At 28.6% G+C, this 22,047-nt stretch carries 17 protein-coding genes; 10 read left to right on the forward strand and 7 right to left on the reverse strand.

Going from position 1 to position 22,047, the window contains the following annotated elements; translation table 11 throughout:
- The first annotated feature begins 2 nt into the window (after window positions 1–2).
- Window positions 3–560, forward strand: a complete 558-nt coding sequence (locus ACTG45_RS04935) for a sugar O-acetyltransferase (protein WP_021383565.1) — start codon at window positions 3–5, stop codon at window positions 558–560.
- Between the two features lie 211 nt (window positions 561–771).
- Here ACTG45_RS04935 and ACTG45_RS04940 read toward each other — a convergent pair whose 3' ends face one another.
- The 7 genes from ACTG45_RS04940 to ACTG45_RS04970 form a co-directional block, all read right to left on the reverse strand.
- Complete coding sequence (locus ACTG45_RS04940) at window positions 772–1,788, reverse strand: ABC transporter substrate-binding protein (protein ID WP_479918287.1); 1,017 nt, start codon at window positions 1,786–1,788, stop codon at window positions 772–774.
- A 31-nt stretch (window positions 1,789–1,819) separates the two neighbouring features.
- On the reverse strand, window positions 1,820–2,842 hold the full coding sequence (locus ACTG45_RS04945; protein WP_021383586.1) for a CD0873 family tyrosine ABC transporter substrate-binding lipoprotein: 1,023 nt from the start codon (window positions 2,840–2,842) through the stop codon (window positions 1,820–1,822).
- 139 nt (window positions 2,843–2,981) lie between these two features.
- Complete coding sequence (locus ACTG45_RS04950; RefSeq protein WP_021383597.1) at window positions 2,982–3,737, reverse strand: ABC transporter ATP-binding protein; 756 nt, start codon at window positions 3,735–3,737, stop codon at window positions 2,982–2,984.
- Window positions 3,724–4,626: an ABC transporter permease gene (locus ACTG45_RS04955; RefSeq protein ID WP_479918289.1), complete on the reverse strand. Its 903-nt coding sequence runs from the start codon at window positions 4,624–4,626 to the stop codon at window positions 3,724–3,726. The genes ACTG45_RS04950 and ACTG45_RS04955 overlap by 14 nt, the downstream gene beginning before the upstream one ends.
- Window positions 4,627–5,421: 795 nt before the next feature.
- Complete coding sequence (locus ACTG45_RS04960) at window positions 5,422–6,459, reverse strand: ABC transporter substrate-binding protein (RefSeq protein ID WP_021383680.1); 1,038 nt, start codon at window positions 6,457–6,459, stop codon at window positions 5,422–5,424.
- A gap of 97 nt (window positions 6,460–6,556) precedes the next feature.
- Window positions 6,557–7,312: an ABC transporter ATP-binding protein gene (locus tag ACTG45_RS04965; RefSeq protein ID WP_021383681.1), complete on the reverse strand. Its 756-nt coding sequence runs from the start codon at window positions 7,310–7,312 to the stop codon at window positions 6,557–6,559.
- Window positions 7,299–8,201: an ABC transporter permease subunit gene (locus ACTG45_RS04970; RefSeq protein WP_284181726.1), complete on the reverse strand. Its 903-nt coding sequence runs from the start codon at window positions 8,199–8,201 to the stop codon at window positions 7,299–7,301. Before ACTG45_RS04970 ends, ACTG45_RS04965 begins: the two co-directional genes overlap by 14 nt.
- 801 nt (window positions 8,202–9,002) lie before the next feature.
- On the opposite strand from ACTG45_RS04970, the gene ACTG45_RS04975 reads away from it, so the two are divergent.
- From ACTG45_RS04975 to ACTG45_RS05015, 9 genes are all read left to right on the forward strand, one after another.
- Complete coding sequence (locus tag ACTG45_RS04975) at window positions 9,003–10,589, forward strand: NAD(P)H-hydrate dehydratase (RefSeq protein WP_479919943.1); 1,587 nt, start codon at window positions 9,003–9,005, stop codon at window positions 10,587–10,589.
- A 181-nt stretch (window positions 10,590–10,770) separates the two neighbouring features.
- Window positions 10,771–11,217: an NfeD family protein gene (locus ACTG45_RS04980; RefSeq protein WP_479919944.1), complete on the forward strand. Its 447-nt coding sequence runs from the start codon at window positions 10,771–10,773 to the stop codon at window positions 11,215–11,217.
- Between the two features lie 20 nt (window positions 11,218–11,237).
- On the forward strand, window positions 11,238–12,281 hold the full coding sequence (locus tag ACTG45_RS04985; RefSeq protein WP_021383684.1) for an SPFH domain-containing protein: 1,044 nt from the start codon (window positions 11,238–11,240) through the stop codon (window positions 12,279–12,281).
- 771 nt (window positions 12,282–13,052) lie between these two features.
- The gene (locus ACTG45_RS04990) at window positions 13,053–14,213 is read left to right on the forward strand and encodes a glucose-1-phosphate adenylyltransferase (RefSeq protein WP_021383694.1); all 1,161 of its coding nucleotides are present in this window, start codon (window positions 13,053–13,055) and stop codon (window positions 14,211–14,213) included.
- Between the two features lies 1 nt (window position 14,214).
- Window positions 14,215–15,345, forward strand: a complete 1,131-nt coding sequence (gene glgD / locus ACTG45_RS04995) for a glucose-1-phosphate adenylyltransferase subunit GlgD (protein ID WP_021383704.1) — start codon at window positions 14,215–14,217, stop codon at window positions 15,343–15,345.
- 28 nt (window positions 15,346–15,373) lie between these two features.
- Entirely contained in the window at window positions 15,374–16,816 is a 1,443-nt protein-coding gene (gene glgA / locus ACTG45_RS05000; protein ID WP_021383699.1) for a glycogen synthase GlgA, read from the forward strand.
- A gap of 13 nt (window positions 16,817–16,829) precedes the next feature.
- Window positions 16,830–19,250, forward strand: a complete 2,421-nt coding sequence (locus ACTG45_RS05005; RefSeq protein WP_479919945.1) for a glycogen/starch/alpha-glucan phosphorylase — start codon at window positions 16,830–16,832, stop codon at window positions 19,248–19,250.
- A 4-nt stretch (window positions 19,251–19,254) separates the two neighbouring features.
- Complete coding sequence (locus tag ACTG45_RS05010) at window positions 19,255–21,120, forward strand: glycoside hydrolase family 13 protein (protein WP_479918295.1); 1,866 nt, start codon at window positions 19,255–19,257, stop codon at window positions 21,118–21,120.
- A gap of 240 nt (window positions 21,121–21,360) precedes the next feature.
- Window positions 21,361–21,999 (forward strand): GntR family transcriptional regulator, encoded by a 639-nt coding sequence (locus ACTG45_RS05015; RefSeq protein WP_021383687.1) that lies wholly within the window; start codon window positions 21,361–21,363, stop codon window positions 21,997–21,999.
- Window positions 22,000–22,047: the final 48 nt, after the last annotated feature.

A 22,047-nucleotide genomic window follows, 5' to 3' on the forward strand; every position in this document is an offset into this window, starting at 1 on the left:
ATATGACTGAAAAAGAAAAAATGTTGTCAGGGAAAGGTTACTATGCAAGTGATAAAATTCTAGCAAAAGAAAGAGAGAAATGTAAAAGATTAACTAGACTGTTTAATAACACTTTAGAGGATGAATATGAGAAAAGAGAAGAAATTCTAAGCGAACTATTTGGTTCAGTAGGTAGTAAAATAAATGTAGAACAAAATATAAGATGTGATTATGGATATAACATCCATGTAGGTGAAAATTTTTTTGCAAATTATGATTGTATATTCTTAGATGTATGTAAAATAGAAATCGGTGATAATGTAATGCTAGCACCAAATGTTCAAATCTATACAGCCTATCATCCAATGGATGCACAACTTAGAAATTCTGGTATAGAGTATGGTTCTCCTGTGAAAATAGGTAATAATGTATGGATAGGTGGTGGAGTAATCATAACTCCAGGTATTACTATAGGTGATAATGTAGTAATAGGCGCAGGAAGTGTAGTGACAAAAGATATTCCATCAGATACTGTGGCTGTTGGAAATCCATGCAGAGTAATAAAGAAAATAGAGGAATAAATATTGATTATATAAATCTTGTAAAAATGAAGTCTATAAAAAGAAAGCTTATAAAAATAAATTAAGAGTGTTTACACATAATTTTAAATAGAAAATATATTAAAGTAAAAATATATGCCTGTTTCTTGGTTTAAAAAACTTATAGAAACAGGCATAGTAATTATAGAGAAAATATATTTAATTTTATATCGTTCAAACTAGAGTAGTCAAATTATTTATTTTCAGTCTTAACGTAAACTATATTATTGTCAGAAGGTTTATCTATAGAAAGTGCTTTTAATGTATCTTCATTAATAATTAAATTAGTTTCATCTAAACTTGTTATAGGCATATCTGAAACTTTAGATTCTCCTTTTAGCACTTTAACAGCCATCTCACCAGTTTTATATCCCAATTTTTCGTAATTTATACCTTGGCAAGCCAACGCTCCTCCTTTTACCATTCCTTCCTCTGCTGCTATTATAGGTACTTTATTTTTAGTAGCAAGTTGAGATACTATAGGCATGGAAGAAGCAAGTAAATTGTCTGTAGGAGCATAAATAACATCAACATTTCCCATTAAACTAGAAGCTGCTTGATTTATTTCACTAGAAGAACTAATTCCCTTTTCAACAATCTTAAGTCCTTTTTTATCAGCATATTTTTTCAGATTATCAACTTGAACTTTAGAATTTACTTCACTAGTATTATATATGACACCTATAGTTTTCGCCTTTGGAACGAGTACATCAAGAGCTTCCATACTTTTTTCAATTGGTGTAAAGTTAGAAGTTCCCGAAACATTTTTACCTGGCTTATCTAAAGAATCTGCAAACCCAGCAGAAACAGGGTCAGTTACAGCAGTGATAAGTATAGGTATATCTTTAGTTGCATTATATGCAGCTTGAGCAGATGGTGTAGATATAGCAAATATCAAGTCTTTTTTATCAGAGACGAATTTACTTGCTATAGTCTGTGTAGTAGGCATATCATTTTGTGCATTTTGGTAATCTATTTCTATATTTTTACCATCCTTAAATCCATTATCTTCTAAAGCTTTAACAAAGCCTTCTTTAGATGCATCTAAAGCTTGGTGTTCAACTAATTGTGTAATACCAATTTTTTTTATATCATTGTTTTTGCTGGATGATTCATCTGAATCACCTTCATTATTCTTAGAGCAACCTGTAATGGTAGATATACTAAGAACACCAATCAAAGTTAGATTTATTAGTTTACTTCGTTTCATTTTGACCACTCCCTCAAAAAATCTATTATATCTATTCTTGCTTAGTTTTTACATAAGAAATATTATCATTAGAAGGTTTTTCCATGCCTAAAGCTTTTAATATATCTTCATTAACTATGATATCCGTATCATCCAATGTAGCTACAGGCATATCAGAAACAGATTCTCCATTTAAAATTTTAACAGCCATTTCACCTGTTTTGTAACCTAATTTTTCATAGTTGATACCTTGACAAGCAAGAGCACCTTTTTCGACTGGTCCAGATTCAGCAGCTATAACAGGAATTTTATTTTCAGTAGCTATTTTAGAAACTATAGGCATAGAAGAAGCTACTAAGTTATCTGTAGGAACATATAAGACATCTATTTTACCAACTAAACTAGAAATTCCTTGGTTGACTTCATTTGAAGTAGTTACACCCTTTTCAACAACTTTAAAACCATTTTTAGATGCATATTCTTTTAAGGCATCTACTTGAACTTTTGAATTAACCTCACTAGTATTGTACATAACTCCTATAGTTTTTGCCTTAGGAGCAAATATTTTAAGAAGTTCTAAGCCTTTGTCTACAGAAACAAAATCTGATGTCCCAGATACATTTCCACCTGGTTTTTCAAGTGTTTTAACTAATCCAGCAGCAACAGGGTCGCTTACAGCAGTCATAAGTATAGGTATATCTTTAGTAGCATTGAAAGCTGCCTGAGCTGATGGAGTAGATATAGCAAATATTAAATCTTTCTTGTCAGATGCAAATTTACTTGCAATACTTTGTGTAGTGGGCATATCATTTTGAGCATTTTGGAAGTCTATATCAATATTTTCTCCATCTTTAAATCCATTCTTTTCTAATGCTTTTACAAATCCTGCTTTGGTAGCATCTAATGCTGGATGTTCAACTAATTGAGTTATTCCAATTTTTTTAACTTCTTTATTTTTAGAAGTACTTTCTTGTTTTGAATTACCAGAATCTCCACCTTGTGAACATCCTGTAAGCATAGATACACTAAGTGCACCAGCTAAAACTAAACTTGCCAATCTTTTTTTATTAATCATTTTTATATCCCCCTCAAGAATTTTGTTATTATATATGTTCATATATTCATATGAATTGTTGTAAAGTTAGCATAATTATTATATTTTTTAGTTTATTTTTAGAAATAAACTAAACTTAAATTAGTATAATAGATATATTTTAAACTGCATATTCAAATTTTTCTAAGATTTCTTCAACTGTTAATTGCTCTTTTTCTTTACCCTTTACATCTAAGACAACTTCACCTTTATGAAGCATTATTAGCCTATCACCATATTGAAGAGCGTGTTTTAAGTTGTGAGTAACCATAAGTGTAGTTATATTTTTTTCTCTTACAATCTTATTAGTCAACTCAATAACTTCATTTGATGTTTTAGGGTCAAGTGCTGCTGTATGTTCATCAAGTAATAAGACAGAAGGATTTGTCAAGCATGACATAATTAGTGATAGTGATTGTCTTTGACCTCCTGATAAAAACTGTACTTGAACATCAAGATATTTTTTTAAATCAAGAGATACTCCTTCTAATAAGTTTTCTAAGAAATCTCTTTTGTAACGAAGACATTTTCTTAAGTTTAATAATTTTCCCTTATTAAGAGCTAGAGAGAGGTTTTCTCTAACTGTCATAGAAGGACAAGTTCCTAGACTTGGGTCTTGGAAAACCCTACTTACTATTTGAGTTCTTCTATGTTCAGCTAAGTTAGATAAATTATGTTTATTTAATAATACTTGCCCAGAAGATTCTTTTATAAGTCCAGATATTATATTTAATAAAGTAGATTTACCAGTTCCATTACTACCTATGATACTTACAAATTCGCCATCTTCTATATCAATTGATAAATTCTCAAATATAGTATTAGGTTGACCGTATGGATTAGGGAAACTTTTTGAAAGATTTTTAATTTGTAACATCTATAACACCTCTTTTTTCGGATTTATTTTTGGTACTAGCTTTGTGGTTGTTTTTTTTTAGTGAAATATTTAAGTTACCAGTAGCTAAGAAAGCTATTATAACTATAGCAGTTATCAGTTTTAAGTCGGTTGATAACATTCCTAAACTCATTGCAAAGTATATAGTGAATTGGTATATAAAAGAGCCAACGATTATTGCAGTAGTATCTTTAATAAAAGTGAATTTCTTAAATAAAGTAATACCAATTATGATAGATGCAATTCCAAGAACTAAAGTTCCTATACCCATATTTACATCTGAGAATCCTAAGAACTGAGCCATAAGGCTACCAGATAAAGCTATAAGTCCATTTGAAATCATAAGTCCTAGTATCTTTATAGAGCCGATATTTATACCCAAAGATTTAATCATTTGAGAGTTATCGCCAACACCTTTTAAAGTGTATCCAAGACCTGTCTTTAAGAATAAGTCTAAGAAGACTTTACAGATAAATACAAACACCAAGGCTAAAACTATAGGCGATACTTCTCCATTGAATAAGTGCTTGAAACTAAATAGAGGGATATTTGATTTTCCCATTATTCTTAAATTGATAGAGTATAGCATCCCCATAACCAAAATACCAGAAAGCAAATTAGAAATCTTAAACTTAATGTGAAGAATTCCAGTAACAAGACCAGCAGTGCAACCGCATAAGATAGCCATTAGTGTTGCCACTACAGGGGAAATACCATTAGTAAGAGAAAATGCTACGATAGAAGCACCCATTGTGTAGCTACCATCAGCAGACATATCTGGAAAATCTAAGATTTTGTAAGTTATATAAACCCCCAGTGCCATAATCGATAAAATTAAACTTTGCGCCATTACAGATATAATACCTGACATAAATAAAACACTCCTTTGAAAATATTTTTATAATTTTAATTATTTGCTAATTTTGTGTATAAAAAAACCACATAGTATACAAAACTATGTGGTGAAAAACACGAATAAGCCACATAGTTTAATCTATGTGGCTCTTATATAGTTAAATGAAAACTCTATAAACAATATAGCCAACATAGATACAATCCCAAAATGTTAATAGTCTTAAGGGGCCTGTATCTATGTTAAAACGTAGGTACAAACCCTAAAAATAGTGGCTATAATAATAATAATATTTTTTATTGTTTAATAAAGTATTCATAATTATCTCTCCCTTTTAATATTTTAATTAGTCAGAAAATTATATGTATTCTCGACTTGTTATAAATTATAAATTATACAATAATAAAAGTCAACTGCTAAATTTAATTAAAATACTAAATAATGTATGCTTAGATAACTTTTAAATTAATGTGGTAATTGAAAGAAACGTTATCCTAGTTTTTGATTAATGTGGAAAATTTGTGAAAATATTTACTAAGCATAGAGTCTATATGTATATACATCCATACAATTTTATAAAAAAAAGCTGTCTAAAGAATATTAAAATTCTTTTGGACAGCTCAAGTTGTGATTAGAAAGTTATGTAACTTTCATAATCAGTCGTCAATATAGACGACTTTTATGGAAAATGAATAACTTTATATGCAATACTTAAATTGCTAAAATAAGCACAATTTTCAAAGGGTTAGGGTGGATAAGAGTACTTATTATATAAAGTTTTCATATTACCTACTTTGTTGAAATTAATAAGTGTTATTCTGCAGATTTTGTATTTTCATCTGACTTTATATACTTTATATTATCTGCTGATAACTTTTGCATGTCAAGTGCTTTTAGTGTATCTTCATTAATTATTATTTCAGTTTCATCTAACATAGTAACTGGTATATCACCAACAGATTTTCCTTCTAACACTTCAATAGCAAGTTCTCCAGCTTTGTAGCCTAGCTTTTCATAGTCTATTCCACAACAAGCTAAAGCACCAGAAGATACAGAGCCTTCTTCAGAAGCTATTATAGGAATTTTGTTTTCATTAGCAACTTTAGAAACTATTGGCATAGAAGAAACTATTAAATTGTCAGTAGGAACATATAAAACATCTATCTTGCCAACTAGGCTAGAAATAGCTTGATTGACTTCACTTGAAGAGCTAATTCCTTTTTCGACAACTTCATAATTATTTTTCTTAGCATAATCATGTAGAGAATCAACTTGAGTTTTTGAATTAACTTCACTAGTATTGTATATAACACCTATTTTTTTTGCTTTTGGAGCTAGTGTTTTAACTAATTCCAATGTTTTATCAATTGAAAGATAGTCTGATGTACCAGAAACATTTCCACCTGGTTTTTCAATAGATTTAACAAGCCCAGCTTCTACAGGGTCTGTAACAGCAGTCATGATTATAGGTATATCTTTAGTAGCATTATAAGCTGCTTGAGCAGATGGAGTAGATATAGCGTATATCAAATCTTTTTTATCAGATACGAATTTACTTGCAATACTTTGTGTAGTAGGCATATCATTTTGTGCATTTTGGAAGTCTATTTTTATATTATCTCCATCCTTATAGCCTTTGTCTTCAAGTGCTTTTATGAATCCTTTCTTTGCCTTATCTAGAGATGGATGTTCTACTAATTGAGTGATACCTATATTTTTTTGTTTCTTGCTATCTGTTTTGCTCTTTTCATTAGAGGCACTAGAGTCACCATTTTGAGAACATCCAGTAAGCATTGATACACCAAGTACTCCTGCTATAATTAAACTTAATATTTTTTTACTTTTTATCATTTTATTTTCCTCCCTCAAAATTTAAATAATTATATTTGTTCATATATTCATATAAAAGATTATAAGTATACTTGCTTAAGACTAAGTTTCTTATTTCTTAAACTGCATATTCGAATTTTTCTAAGATTTCTTCAACTGTTAATTGTTCTTTTTCCTTATCTCTTACATCTAAAACAACTTCGCCTTTATGAAGCATTATCAACCTATCACCATATTGAAGAGCATGTTTTAAGTTGTGAGTAACCATAAGTGTAGTTATATTTTTTTCTCTTACTATTTTGTCTGTTAATCCAATAACTTCATTTGATGTTTTAGGGTCAAGTGCTGCCGTATGCTCATCTAGCAAGAGAACTTTAGGACTTGATAAACTAGACATAATTAATGATAGTGATTGTCTTTGACCTCCTGAAAGATATTGTACTTTTATATCTAAGTATTTTTTTAAGTCTAAAGAAATTCCTTCAAGTAAATGTTCTAAGTCATTCGTTTTATGACGAAGACATCTTTTTAGGTTCAATAATTTCCCTTTATTAAGAGCTAAAGATAAGTTTTCTCTAACTGTCATAGAAGGACAAGTTCCAAGGCTTGGGTCTTGAAAAACTCTACTTACTATCTGAGTCCTTTTGTATTCGGCTAAATTTGTTATGGTATTATTGTCTAAAGTAATTTCACCAGAAGATTCTTTTATAAGCCCAGATATTATGTTTAGTAAAGTAGATTTACCAGTTCCATTACTGCCTATGATACTTACAAATTCACCATCTTCTATATCAATTGATAAATTCTCAAATATAGTATTAGGTTGACCATATGGATTAGGGAAACTTTTTGAAAGATTTTTAATTTGTAACATCTATAACACCTCTTTTTTCGGATTTATTTTTGGTACTAGCTTTGTGGTTGTTTTTTTTTAGTGAAATATTTAAGTTACCAGTAGCTAAGAAAGCTATTATAACTATAGCAGTTATTAGTTTTAAGTCGGTTGATAACATTCCTAAACTCATTGCAAAGTATATAGTGAATTGGTATATAAAAGAGCCAACGATTATTGCAGTAGTATCTTTAATAAAAGTGAATTTCTTAAATAAAGTAATACCAATTATGATAGATGCAATTCCAAGAACTAAAGTTCCTATACCCATATTTACATCTGAGAATCCTAAGAACTGAGCCATAAGGCTACCAGATAAAGCTATAAGTCCATTTGAAATCATAAGTCCTAGTATCTTTATAGAACCGATATTTATACCCAAAGATTTAATCATTTGAGAGTTATCACCAACACCTTTTAAAGTGTATCCAAGACCTGTCTTTAAGAATAAGTCTAAGAAGACTTTACAGATAAAAACGAATACTAAGGCTAAAACTATAGGAGATACTTCTCCATTGAATAAGTGCTTGAAACTAAATAGAGGGATATTTGATTTTCCCATTATTCTTAAATTGATAGAGTATAGCATCCCCATAACTAAAATACCAGAAAGCAAGTTAGAAATCTTAAACTTAATGTGAAGAATTCCAGTAACAAGACCAGCAGTGCAACCACATAATATAGCCATTAGTGTTGCCACTACAGGGGAAATACCATTAGTAAGAGAAAATGCTACGATAGAAGCACCCATTGTGTAGCTACCATCGGCAGACATATCTGGAAAATCTAAGATTTTGTAAGTTATATAAACCCCCAGTGCCATGATTGATAAAATTAAACTTTGCGTCATTACAGATATAATACCTGACATAAATAAAACACCCCTTTGAAAAATATTTTTAAATAATTTTTTAAATTTAATTTTAAAATTGAATTTTGGTATAAAAAAACCACACAGTACATATAACTGTATGGCAAAAACACGAATGAGCCACACAGTATAATCCATGTGGCTCTATATTATGATGATAAAATAAAAACTTTAACAACAATTACTATAGCCAACACAGATACAATCCTTAAAAATCATAATCCTAAGGGGTTTGTATCTATGTCATGACAATTTGTCTTAACTTAGCTACAAACCCTAACTAAATTGGCTATTAAAAAATCGTACTTGTTTGTTTAATAAAGTCTTCATGTTTATCTCTCCTTTTAATTTAATAATTTTGAAAATTTTGTTTTCTATTTTGTATAGTAATTAGTTTAATACAGTAAAAAATAAAAGTCAACTATAAATTTTGAAAAATTGTTAAATTATCAGAAAATTTGATTTAAATAAAAAAATTTTTATGTGTGGAATATAGTAATATTCTTGATTACTATTTTCTAAATAAAAATAAAAAATATCAATAAGCAATAAAAGATTATAAAAAGTAAAAAATCTTTAGATGATTAGTTCAAATAGGCTTTAAACCAACATAATAACTCAAATTATGTGATATAATAAAATTAAATAATTATTTTAATTCAAAATTTTTTGTTATTTTAAATTGCTTTAAAATTTTAGCTTTAGTAATTTTATTATGACATTTATGATATTAAAAAGACTTCAATAGATATTTATCTGTGGATATTTAAGAAGTCTTTAACTTTATAGGAGTGATGATTTATGCTGATAGGTACATCTAATTTAAGTAAAAATGTTGATGCTGCATGTGTGGAAGAGTTGGGAATTCCAATGGTTGTATTAATGGAAAACGCTGTGATGTCTGCAATGAAAAATATGGATATAGATATATATAATAGTTATGTTGTTGTATGTGGTGTTGGAAATAATGGCGGAGATGGTCTTGGAATAGCAAGACATTTAAATACAAAAGGAAAAGATATAGAAGTATTTTTAGTTGGTAATCTTGAAAAACTAAGTGAATGTTCTAAAATAAACTACAACATACTTTTAAATATGGGAATTAATATTATAAATATTAATAAAAATGATTTAAATGAAAAAGAAGCTGGAAATACAAATGAAAAAGAAGTTGATAAAATTATTAAGGTTGAGAAAGAAAATATTATAAAAAATAAAAATTTAACAATATTTAAAAATACAATATCTAAAAGTGATGTTGTAGTAGATGCTATATTTGGGATTGGATTAAAACGAGATATAACTGGTATTTTTAAAGAAGTAATTGATATAGTAAATGATAACAGTAAAAATACATATTCTATAGATATTCCATCTGGTATAGATAGTGATAAAGGATATGTATTAGGAACTTGTATTAAAGCAAATAAGACAATTAGTTTTGAGTTTTATAAGAGAGGTTTTTTAAACTATGATACTAGTTCACTTATAGGTGATGTAATTGTAGAAAAAATCGGCGTTCCAGATTTTATTACAAGAAAATACCATGAAGATGAGTTCATAACTGATGAGAATTTTGTGAAAAATAGTATTAGAAGAAGAGATATACATGGCTTTAAAAGCGATTTTGGAAAAGTATCTATAGTTGCAGGTTCAAAAGGATTTTATGGTGCAAGTTTTATAGCAACTGAATCTGCTGTTAAGAGTGGAAGTGGACTTGTAACGTTAATTAGTGAAGAAGATGTACAAAACAAGGCATCTATTAGGCTTACAGAAGCAATGACTGCAAATTTTGAAGAAGAAAGATTAGATAAACTATTGAGTTCTAGTGATGCAATTGGTTTTGGTCCGGGAATGGGAGATAATAATCAAACATTTGATAAATTACTCAAAATAGTAGAAAATTCTAATTGCCCAATTGTATTAGATGCTGATGGATTAAACATTATGAAAGATAGATGTTATAGCTTTTTAGAATGGAAAAATAGATTCGTGATTACACCTCATCTGGGAGAAATGGCCAGGTTGACAGGAGACTCAATTGGGTATATAAGAGAACATAGAGTAGATGTAGCAAAAGAATTTGCTCAAAAATATAATGTTGTTGTACTTTTAAAAGGATATCAAACTGTCATAACAGATGGTAAAAAAACATATATAAATCCTACAGGAAATAGCTGTATGGCAACTGGTGGGATGGGAGATTGTTTGCTTGGTATGATTACTTCATTTATAGGTCAAGGTATGGATATATTTGAAGCTACAATTAGTGGAGCATATATACATGGCTATATAGGAGATAAATTAAGTAAAAAGATGTATACAATAAATGCCACAGATTTAATAAGTAACATTTCGTTAACAATGAAGGAGTTTTTGCTTGGATAACAAATTATATTTGATACTACTTTGTAACAACTTTAACAAAGTATGTTGATATAATACTATTAAATTAATTTAAAATTAATTTATTTTATTGATTTAGAGTTTAAATTTATAGTTAAAAGCATTGTATAAACATAATATTTATATAGGGTTATATAATTCATATGAGAAGAGGGTAGATAGTATGAAGTTAATATGGTTGATAGTAGCAATCTTATTTGGAATAGCAGAAATGTTGACACCAAGCTTGACACTAATATGGTTTAGTGTAGGAGCGGTAATCCTTATATTTTTAAGTAGCTTTATAGAGAGTATATTATTACAAATTTTAATATTTGCAGTAATCTCTATAGCAATGTTGGTTGTAGCTACTAAAAAAATTGTAAAAAAAGATAAAGGATATAAGTCTAATACTAATTTACAAGCAATGATGTCTAAGAAAGGTATTGTTACAGAAGAGATTTCTCCAAATAACACAGGTCTAGTTGTAGTTGAACATGAAACATGGACGGCTATTTCTATAGATGGTGAAAAGATAGAAAAAGATGCCACAGTAGAAGTATTGAAAATAGAAGGGGTAAAACTAGTTGTTAAAAAAGTAAATGCTACAACTAGTGTTACGAATCAATAGAATAGAGGAGGATTTATAGTATGGGTACTAAAATTGTTTTAAGTATTGTATTAATTGTAGTAGTCGTAGCAATAAGTTTAACCTGCATAAGAGTTATAAAACAATCTAAAGTAGGTATAATAATGAGACTTGGTAAGTTTCAGAAAGTAGCAGAGACAGGTGTACATTTCTTAATACCATTTCTAGATAAAATGGCATATGTAATTGACTTGAGAGAAATCGTAATAGATTTCCCACCTCAGCCAGTTATAACTAAAGATAATGTAACTATGCAGATTGATACAGTTGTGTATTATAAAGTTACAGACCCAGTTAGATATGTATTTGAGATAGCAAATCCAATAGCTGCTATTGAAAACTTAACAGCTACAACATTAAGAAATATAATTGGTGAACTTGACTTAGATGAAACATTAACATCAAGAGATATAATAAATGTAAAAATGAGAACTATCCTAGATGAAGCAACAGATAAATGGGGAATAAAAGTAAATAGAGTAGAGTTAAAAAATATAATGCCTCCTCATGATATTCAAGTTGCTATGGAAAAACAAATGAGAGCAGAAAGAGAAAGAAGAGAAGCAATACTTCAAGCAGAAGGTAATAAATCAGCTGCAATATTACAAGCAGAAGGAGAAAAACAATCTGCAATATTAACAGCAGAGGCTAGAAAAGAAGCTATGGTACGTGTAGCGGAAGGTGAAAAAGAATCTGCTATATTGGTTGCAGAAGGTGAAGCTGAAGCTATAAGACAGACAGCTATTGCTAAGGCACAAGGTGAAGCTGAAATGATAAAGAGAACTCAAATGGCAACAGCAGAAGGTTTGAAACTAGTATTTTCAGCAATGAAAGAGTCTGATATTGATAATAATATTTTAGCATTAAAATCTATGGAAGCACTTGAAAAAATGGCTGAAGGTAAGTCAACAAAACTTGTTTTACCTTCAGAAGCAGTTAATTTCTTAGGAACATTTAAAGGTATAAAAGAAGTTATGAGTGATGATAACAAAGATATATTAGATGTAAAAGAAGTTCTAGGTGACAATGAGTCATTAAAAAAATAAAAGAGTTTTGTTATCGAAGGAAGGAAATGGAAATTAAAGGTCGAATTAATTAAATATAGCACAAAAATGCACGTTGAAAAGAAGAAGACTTATAGCTTTTTAAGTCTTCTTCTTTGTTTTTATTTAAAAAATGGTATTATAAAAATAAATTAACAGAATCTTTATACAATTTATACTTTACTAATATAAAAAGTGTTATATAATAATATATAAAACATGTAGGTAATGAGAATGATTTTAACTAATCATTTGTACTATTAGCATACATAGTTATAAAAGTATCAATGATACTACTAAGAAAACTAATAATTGAGTTGGAATTTCATAATTTATTGTTTAGATAACAAGAAAATAAATATTAATATAAAGATAAAATTGACTAGTGGTTATTTAAAAATTTTTATATAATTATTTTACAAAATTAGAATTATGTTTTACTATTATGAATTTAATAAATAAAAAATAAGTATGTTTATACAATATAAAAGATTTATAAAAAATGTTTTTTATGTCTATAAAATAAAATTTGTATTATTTTTTAACTGAGAATTGAATATTAATAAATACTATAGTCTTTATGGAAAATAATGTATACGTAGATAAGTCCATTATGGGGTATACATTATATCAATTGTATAGTTGATATTATTTTATTTTTATTAAAGTATCATTTTAGCAAGATTTATACACAGCATTTATTGACTGATAGAGTTTATAAAAGTAAAAATGCAATTATAAATATTAATTACTAGATGAGGGGAGTGTCATTAAATGAAAAAAGAGATGTTAGCTATGATTTTGGCAGGAGGGCAAGGTTCAAGGTTAGGCGTTTTTACAAAGAGAATTGCCAAGCCAGCTGTGTCATTTGGAGGCAAGTATAGAATTATTGATTTTGTGTTAAGTAATTGTTCAAACTCTGGTATTGATACAGTTGGTGTTTTAACTCAATATAGACCATTGATATTAAATTCACATATAGGTATGGGAAGTCACTGGGATTTGGACAGAATAAATGGTGGTGTATATGTTTTACAACCATTTATGAATGAAAAAGAGGGAAATTGGTATAATGGTACAGCACATGCAATATATCAAAATATGGATTTTGTAGATACTTATAATCCAGAATATGTATTGATATTATCTGGTGACCATATATACAAAATGGATTATAGCAAGATGTTAAAGTTTCATAAAGAAAAAGGCTCTAAAGCTACAATAGCAGTAATTGAAGTTCCTTGGGATGAGGCTTCTAGATTTGGAATAATGAATACAAATGAAGATTCAAGTGTCTATGAATTTGAAGAAAAACCAAGCGAACCTAAGAGTAATTTGGCATCTATGGGAGTGTACATATTTGATTGGAAAATGTTGAGAAGTTACTTTAAAGAAGCAGAAAAAAATTCAGAAATAAATTATGATGATTTTGGAAAAAATTTAATACCTAAAATGTTAGAGGATAATGTTGGAATGTATGCCTATCCATTTAAAGGCTATTGGAGAGATGTAGGAACTATACAAAGTTTATGGGATGCCAATATGGATATAATAAAATCTCCAGAAACACTTGATTTAGCAGACCCTAAGTGGAAGATATATACAAATACTATGGCGATGCCTCCACAATATATAGGCAAAAATGCAAATGTTCATAGATCAATGATAGCAGATGGTTGTAGGATTTTAGGTGAAGTAGGGAACTCTGTATTATCACATGGAGTTGTTGTTGGTAAAGGAAGTAAAGTAATTGATTCAGTAATAATGCCAAATGTTGTAATAGGTGAAAATGTAACTATAGAAAAAGCTATGATAGGTGAGTGTGCAACTATAAATGATAATGTTCAGATAAAAAATGTAAATAATGAAATAAATGTAGTTTCTGAGTATGAAAATATCGAACCTAGATGCGTATTAATAGAAGGAGGTCTTTAAGATGAGAAATGAATGTTTAGGTATAATAAATTTAAACAAAAAAGGAGACCCAGCAATAAACAAACTTAATTATGGAAGACCAATAGCATCTACACCAATAGCTGGAAGATATAGAATAATAGACTTTGCTTTATCTAATATGATAAATTCAGGAATCACTAAAGTTGGAATATTCGCAAAGGAAAAATACAGATCATTGACAGACCATATAGGTAGTGGGAAAGATTGGGATTTAAGTAGAAAAAAAGGTGGCTTATCAATTTTTAGTCCAGAAAACACTAAGTACAGAAATACTTATTCACATAGAGAAGGTGATATATACACTATCTTAGCAAATCTAGATTATATAGAAAAGAGTGAAGAAGAATATATTTTAATAGCTCCTAGTTATATGCTATGCAATTTAGATTATTCTCAGGCATTAGAATACCATAAAAAATCTCATAATGATATAACTATAGTATATAAAAATGTAAATAATGCAAATAAAGATTTTGCTGGTAATTTAACTTTAAATTTAGACAGTAACAATAGGGTAATAAATGTCGGAAATAATTTGGGTAAATTCCCTAGAGCAAATATATGTATGGAAACTTATATTATGAAACGTGAAGATTTTGTAGAATGTATATATAATATTGTAAATAAAGGCAATTATTGTTATCTAGAAGAATTCATTATTGAAGAAGCAGAAAATATGAAAGTAGGAGCTTATGAGTATACAGGATATCTAAAATGTGTAAATTCTGTTGAATCATATTTTGAAATGAGCAAAGATTTATTAAATTTAGAAATTGCTGATGAATTATTGTATTCTGAAAGAAAGATATTTACAAAAGAAAAGAATGAATCTCCTACAATTTATACAGATAGTGCTAAAGTAGAAAATAGTTTTATAGCATCAGGTTGCCTAATTGAAGGGACTGTAAAAGATAGTATTATATTTAGAAAGGTCAATGTTGAAAAGGGAACAGTTATAGAAAACTCAATAGTAATGCAAAATTGTGTAATAAAGTCAAATGTAAAATTATATAATGCAATATTAGATAAAAATACAAATATATCAAATGGAAAAGAGTTAAGAGGAGATGAAAAATATCCTCTTGTAGTAGAAAAGAATACAAGTATATAAATATATTTTTTAGAAGGGGGAATGACTAGTGAAGGTTTTTTATGTAACAGCAGAGTGTTGGCCCTTTGCAAAAACTGGAGGATTAGGAGATGTTTCTTATGCATTGCCTAAAGAATTAAAAAAAGAAGGTGTAGATGTAAGGGTTATAATGCCTAAATATTCAACTATACCAAGTTATTTAAAAGATCAATTAAAAGAAATAGCTGTGTTTAGTGTACGTGTTGGATGGAGAAATCAATATTGTGGACTTTTAGAAATGGAACTGGATGGTGTCAAATTTTACTTTATAGATAATGAATTTTATTTTAGAAGGGAAGACGAAAGAAAGAGTATATATGGATATGGAGATGATGCAGAAAGATATACTTTCTTTACAAATGCTGTTTTAGAAGCTATACGTAGAATTGACTTTTATCCAGATGTAATACATATAAATGATTGGCATACAGGCATGTTACCATTGATTTTAAAAGAGAGATATGCAACCCTTGAGGGGTATAAAAATATAAAAACTATGTATACTATACATAATCTGCAATATCAAGGTGTGTTTGATAAGTTTGTTTTAGATGATATATTGGACTTACCTCAAAAATACTTTGATAATGGAGATATAGAATATTATGGCTCAATAAACTTTATGAAAGCTGGAATAAATTTTGCAGATAAAATTATAACTGTTAGTCCTACTTATGCTAATGAAATACAAACACCATTTTATGGTGAACAATTAGATGGTTTGCTTAGAAAAGAATCAGGAAAATTAAAAGGTATATTAAATGGTATAGACTACGATTTAAACGACCCTGCAAAAGATAAAGACATATTTGTTCACTATGATGTAGATTCTATTGATAAAAAGGTAGAAAATAAATTGAAGTTACAAGATATTTTAGGGTTGAAAAAAGATTCGTCTATTCCATTGATAGGAATAGTTTCAAGATTAGTTTCTCAAAAAGGATTTGATTTAATAGCGTATATGATGCCTGAACTTATGAGAGAAGACTTACAAATTGTTGTTTTAGGAACAGGAGAACATCAATATCAATCAATGTTCAATTATTATGACTCTAATTTTTCAGATAAAGTATCAGCTAGAATTACTTTTAATACATCATTAGCTCAACAGATATATGCTGCAAGTGATATATTCTTAATGCCATCGCTATTTGAGCCTTGTGGTATAGGGCAAATGTTGGCTATGAGATATGGTTCTTTACCAATAGTTAGAGAGACCGGAGGACTTAAGGATACTGTAATACCTTACAATAAATTTACTGGTGAAGGTAATGGATTTAGTTTTAAAAATTACAATGCTCATGAGATGTTTTTCTGTTTGCAAAATGCAATCAAAGTGTTTAAAGATAAAGAAGAATGGACGAAATTAGTTGAAAATGCAATGAACACAGATAATAGTTGGAAAAAATCAGCTAAGGAGTATATAGAAACATATAGAGACATATGTGATTAAAGGAGTGGTTTTTTTGGTAACAATAAGCAAAAAGAAATTCAAGCAAAAATTTGAAGTGAAAATGTATAGCTTATATGCACAATCTATCAAGGAAGCTACTGATGAACAATTGTTAAATGCACTATGTAGTTTACTGAAAGATGAAATAGCAAAAAAATGGGTTGCTACAAAGTTAGACAAGAAAAAAGAAGTTTATTATTTTAGTCTTGAATTTTTGATAGGAAGACAATTAAAATCCAATTTACTAAATTTGAATATTGAAGAAGAAGTTAGAGAAGGTTTATCAGAATTAGGAATTAATTTGGATAGTTTAATTGAAGCTGAAACAGACCCAGCCTTAGGAAATGGTGGTCTTGGTAGATTAGCAGCTTGCTTTTTAGATTCTATGGCATCCTTGAATATAAGTGGTCAAGGGTATGGAATAAGATATAAATACGGTTTGTTTGAACAAAAATTTATAAATGGTTATCAGGTAGAAGTACCTGATAACTGGCTTACAGAAGGACGATATGCTTGGGAAACTGTAAGACCAAATGAAGCAACAATGGTGAAGTTTGGTGGAGAGGTGGAATTAGTTAAGGAAGGTAGTCATTTAAAAGTAATCCATAAAAACTACCTTCCTGTAATGGCAATGCCTTATGATATACCGATAATTGGGTATCAAAATCAATGTATAAATACTTTAAGATTGTTTAAAAGTGAGATACCAAAGAGAGATTTTGGTGAACTTACTTCAAATGCTCTAAATTATTCTGGTAGTTATGAAGAGGCTTTAAAACATAAGTATTATACTGAGGAAATATCACAGGTGCTATATCCAGATGATTCAAATTATGCAGGAAAGTTATTGAGATTAAAACAAGAATACTTTTTTGTGAGTGCAGGTATACAAGATATAATAAGAAAATATAAAAAGAACAAATTGGATATCAACAATTTATTTGATAAGGTAGCAATTCATATAAATGATACACATCCTACCTTATGTATACCAGAACTCATGAGAATTTTGCTTGATGAAGAAGATTTATCTTGGGATGAGGCATGGCAAATAACTAAAAAAACAGTATCTTATACTAATCATACTATAATGTCAGAAGCTATGGAAAAATGGCCTGTAAGTATGATGAAAGAGCTATTACCAAGAATTTATATGATAATAGAAGAAATAAACAGAAGATATGTAGAGGAATTAAATAATAAAGGATATGACCAAGATAGAATAAATAGAATGAGTATAATACACTGGGATAACATCAACATGGCAAACTTATGTATTGTCACAAGTCATAGTGTAAATGGAGTTGCTAAGCTTCATACTCAGATTCTTGAAACTGAGGTATTGAAAGATTTCTATCAAGATGAACCAAATAAATTTAATAATAAGACTAATGGAATTGCACATAGACGATGGCTTATAAGTTCAAATCCTCAACTTAGTAATTTAATTACAGATTTAATTGGTGATTCGTGGAAGAAGGATACTTTACAATTAAAGAATATTGAAAAATTTAAAAATGATTCTTCTGTTTTACAGAGACTTGATGATATAAAATACGATAATAAAGCAAATTTAGCAAAGTTTATAAAAGGTAAATATGATTTAAATATCGACCCAAGTTCAATATTTGATGTTCAAGTTAAGAGATTACATGCTTATAAAAGACAGTTGTTGAATATATTTAATGTCCTTCATATGTATCATGAGTTGCTTGATAATCCTAATTTAAATATTGACCCGAGAACTTTTATATTTGGTGCAAAAGCTGCACCAGGATATTATTTAGCTAAGTGTATAATTAAATTTATAAATTCTGTTGCAAGTACTATAAACAATGATGTTAGAGTAAGGGACAAGTTAAAAGTAGTATTTTTAGAGAATTATGGAGTATCATTAGCAGAGATAATAATACCAGCAGCAAATGTTAGTGAGCAAATTTCAACTACAACAAAGGAAGCATCTGGAACAAGTAATATGAAGTTTATGATGAATGGTGCTATAACTTTGGCTACACTTGATGGTGCAAATGTAGAAATATGTGAACAAGTGGGTAAAGAAAACATGTTTTTATTTGGGCTTAGTGCAGAACAAGTATTGAATTATAATAAGTATGGTGGATATTCTTCACTTGATTTATATCATTCTAATATGAATATAAAAAGAGTCGTAGATGATTTAATAAATGGATTTATTCCTAATCTAGGTGAAGAAGGAAGAAGTATTTATAATTCACTTACTACTTACAATGATGAATATTTTGTATTGAGAGATTTTGAAAATTATGGTCAAGCTCAGGCTGATATAAATAGATTATATAGAGATAAAGAAAAATGGAATACAATGTCTTTGATTAACATAGCTAACTCGGGATTTTTCTCTTCAGACAGAACAATTTCTGAATATGCAAAAGACATTTGGTTTAAAAGGGTGTGATTAGATGCAAGATATAATAGAATATAACTCTTGGGATAAAAATTTTAAGGCTCCGTTTGGAGCTTTAAAATTTGATGAGGAATTGACAATTTATGTTAAAGTAAATGAAGGCTATAATGTCGATTCTATTTCCCTAGAAATAAATAAAGAAGAAGAAATGAGAACAATAACTTTAAATGAAGAATTCGGTAATGACAAACTTGGAAAGTGTTTTTGTTGCAAAATGGAAAGACTTGAAGAGACAGGTATTTATTTTTATTATTTTAAAGTTGATGTTGAAGTGGATGGTAATAAAAAAACTGTATTTTATGGAAAGAATAGAGAAAATGGATACTCTTGTGAGTATAATTATAATGATATTAATAAATATCAAATCACTGTTTATAAAGATTTCAAAGTGCCAACATGGTATAAAGAAGGAATACTTTATCATATATTTGTAGACCGATTTAATAATGGTAACCGAAATGGTAAGGTTGATAATCCTAAAAAGAATAGCTTTATATATGGTAATTGGGAAGATACACCTATGTACATAAAGGATAGTGAAGGTGATATTGTAAGATGGGACTTCCATGGTGGTAATTTAAAAGGTATAATTAATAAGCTTGGCTACCTAAAAAAACTAGGAGTAAGTATATTATATTTAAGCCCTATATTTGAAGCATCTAGTAATCATAAGTATGATACTGGAGATTACAAAAAGATTGACCCAATGTTTGGAGATGAGGATATATTTAAGGAGCTTATCAATAAAGCAAAAGAAAAAGATATATCAATAGTATTAGATGGCGTTTTTAGTCATACTGGAGCAGATAGTAAATACTTTAATATGTATGGAAACTATAATAGTCTAGGAGCATACCAATCAAAAGAATCTCCATATTATTCATGGTACATGTTTGAAGAATTTCCTCAAAAGTATAAAAGTTGGTGGGGTGTCAAGACATTACCAAATATAAATGAATTAGAAAATACCTATATGGATTATATAATATATGACAAAGATAGTGTTATAAATAAGTGGATAGATATGGGTGTTAAGGGTTGGAGATTGGATGTTGCAGACGAATTACCAACTAAGTTTATAAGAGAGTTAAAAAAGGAACTAAAAAAAGCTGACGATGATTCAATTCTTATAGGAGAAGTTTGGGAAGATGCATCAAATAAGATTAGTTATGGTCAAAGAAGAAGTTATCTATTAGGAGAAGAATTAGATTCTGTTATGGGATATCCTTTCAGAAACAACATGTTTTCTTTTCTAAAAGGAGAAATTAACTCATATGAACTTTGTAATAGATATATGGAGATTAAGGAGCATTATCCAAAAGAATCATTTAAGTCTAATTTAAATTTAATTGGTACACATGATGTTACAAGAGCTAAAACTGAATTAGGTGATGATGTGGATTTAATGAAGCTTGCAGTAGCTATACAGATGACATTTGAGGGTGTACCATATATATACTATGGAGATGAAGCAGGTCTTTGTGGAGGCGTTGACCCAGATAATAGAAGGACATATCCATGGAAAAATGAAGATGAAGATATACTTAGTTTTTATAAGGATATTATAAAAATTAGAAATAAAAATAAACTTTTAAACTCAGGAGATACAGAATTTATATATACTGGAAATGATTCTGTATTCGCTTTTATTAGATTTAATGAAAATAATGATAGAATATTAATTTTGGTAAATAGAAGTGAGAACACTGAAAGAATATCATTAAATATAGATGGTAGTTTTATTGAAGAAATAACAATAAAATATAGCCCTAAAAATGTAAATGATACAATAAATATTGAAAGTAATGAATTGAAAGTTGATTTAGAAGCTAAATCATTTGGAGTTTTTAGTGTAAATTAAATATGTGAGTTAAAATATAAATAGAAAGTAAAAATGTAGAAAAAGTTTTGATAAATCAAAACTTTTTCTACATTTTTTGTTTAAATTATTATAAAAATTTTAGTATTTTAAAATCTTACAAAGAAGTATAAAAAAATTGATAATTGTGATATTATATAAATTAGTAAGATAAAACGTAACCTCTCTACCAAAGTTGTAGGGAGATTTAACTTTTATAATCTTAATATGGAGGAACGTCTTATGAAGGTAGATCCACTTACAACTCAAGTATATGACTATATATCAAAGAAAATCCAAAATGGAGAGTATGAAGCTAATCAGAGAATTACTGAATCAGAGATTTGTAACTCTATAGGAGTTAGTAGAACACCAGCAAGGGAAGCACTAACGAGGTTGGCAGGTGAAAATTTACTAGAAAAGATACCTAATAAAGGGTTTGTGGTAAAAGAATTTCAAGAAAAGGAAAAACTAGATACCTACTCTGTAATTGGAGCATTGGATGCGTTAGCAGGTTCTTCAGCATTACAAAATTTAACTGAATCAGACTTAGTAAAAATGGAAGAATTAACAGAAATGATGACAATATCTATAAAGTATAAAAATTACAGTAACTATTTAAAATTAAGTAATGAATTTCATGATATATACATAGCTAAATCAGAAAATCAAGTGTTAATAAACTTATTGAATTCTTTAAGATATAATTTTATGTCAAAGTCATATACTAGTAATAATGAAGATGAGTTATATAAAATGTTGATATACAGTAATAATCAACATATTGAGGTAGTCAAATTTATGAGAGAAAATGATTTAGAAAATGTTGAAAGAATTTTGAGGGAACATTGGAAAACGATACCGATATCAGAGATGGAATAAAGAGAAGCTTTTACAAAGCTTCTCTTTATTTTTTATAGTATTTTACTG

This window comes from Clostridioides sp. LIBA-7602 (genome assembly GCF_056688945.1).

What these genes read in the sequence shown, in the direction of transcription:
- ACTG45_RS04935 (WP_021383565.1), top strand. Translation starts at nt 3, where the DNA reads ATGACTGAAAAAGAAAAAATGTTGTCAGGGAAAGGTTACTATGCAAGT.
- ACTG45_RS04940 (WP_479918287.1), bottom strand. Translation starts at nt 1,788, where the DNA reads ATGAAACGAAGTAAACTAATAAATCTAACTTTGATTGGTGTTCTTAGT.
- ACTG45_RS04945 (WP_021383586.1), bottom strand. Translation starts at nt 2,842, where the DNA reads ATGATTAATAAAAAAAGATTGGCAAGTTTAGTTTTAGCTGGTGCACTT.
- ACTG45_RS04950 (WP_021383597.1), bottom strand. Translation starts at nt 3,737, where the DNA reads ATGTTACAAATTAAAAATCTTTCAAAAAGTTTCCCTAATCCATACGGT.
- ACTG45_RS04955 (WP_479918289.1), bottom strand. Translation starts at nt 4,626, where the DNA reads ATGTCAGGTATTATATCTGTAATGGCGCAAAGTTTAATTTTATCGATT.
- ACTG45_RS04960 (WP_021383680.1), bottom strand. Translation starts at nt 6,459, where the DNA reads ATGATAAAAAGTAAAAAAATATTAAGTTTAATTATAGCAGGAGTACTT.
- ACTG45_RS04965 (WP_021383681.1), bottom strand. Translation starts at nt 7,312, where the DNA reads ATGTTACAAATTAAAAATCTTTCAAAAAGTTTCCCTAATCCATATGGT.
- ACTG45_RS04970 (WP_284181726.1), bottom strand. Translation starts at nt 8,201, where the DNA reads ATGTCAGGTATTATATCTGTAATGACGCAAAGTTTAATTTTATCAATC.
- ACTG45_RS04975 (WP_479919943.1), top strand. Translation starts at nt 9,003, where the DNA reads ATGCTGATAGGTACATCTAATTTAAGTAAAAATGTTGATGCTGCATGT.
- ACTG45_RS04980 (WP_479919944.1), top strand. Translation starts at nt 10,771, where the DNA reads ATGAAGTTAATATGGTTGATAGTAGCAATCTTATTTGGAATAGCAGAA.
- ACTG45_RS04985 (WP_021383684.1), top strand. Translation starts at nt 11,238, where the DNA reads ATGGGTACTAAAATTGTTTTAAGTATTGTATTAATTGTAGTAGTCGTA.
- ACTG45_RS04990 (WP_021383694.1), top strand. Translation starts at nt 13,053, where the DNA reads ATGAAAAAAGAGATGTTAGCTATGATTTTGGCAGGAGGGCAAGGTTCA.
- glgD (WP_021383704.1), top strand. Translation starts at nt 14,215, where the DNA reads ATGAGAAATGAATGTTTAGGTATAATAAATTTAAACAAAAAAGGAGAC.
- ACTG45_RS05010 (WP_479918295.1), top strand. Translation starts at nt 19,255, where the DNA reads ATGCAAGATATAATAGAATATAACTCTTGGGATAAAAATTTTAAGGCT.
- ACTG45_RS05015 (WP_021383687.1), top strand. Translation starts at nt 21,361, where the DNA reads ATGAAGGTAGATCCACTTACAACTCAAGTATATGACTATATATCAAAG.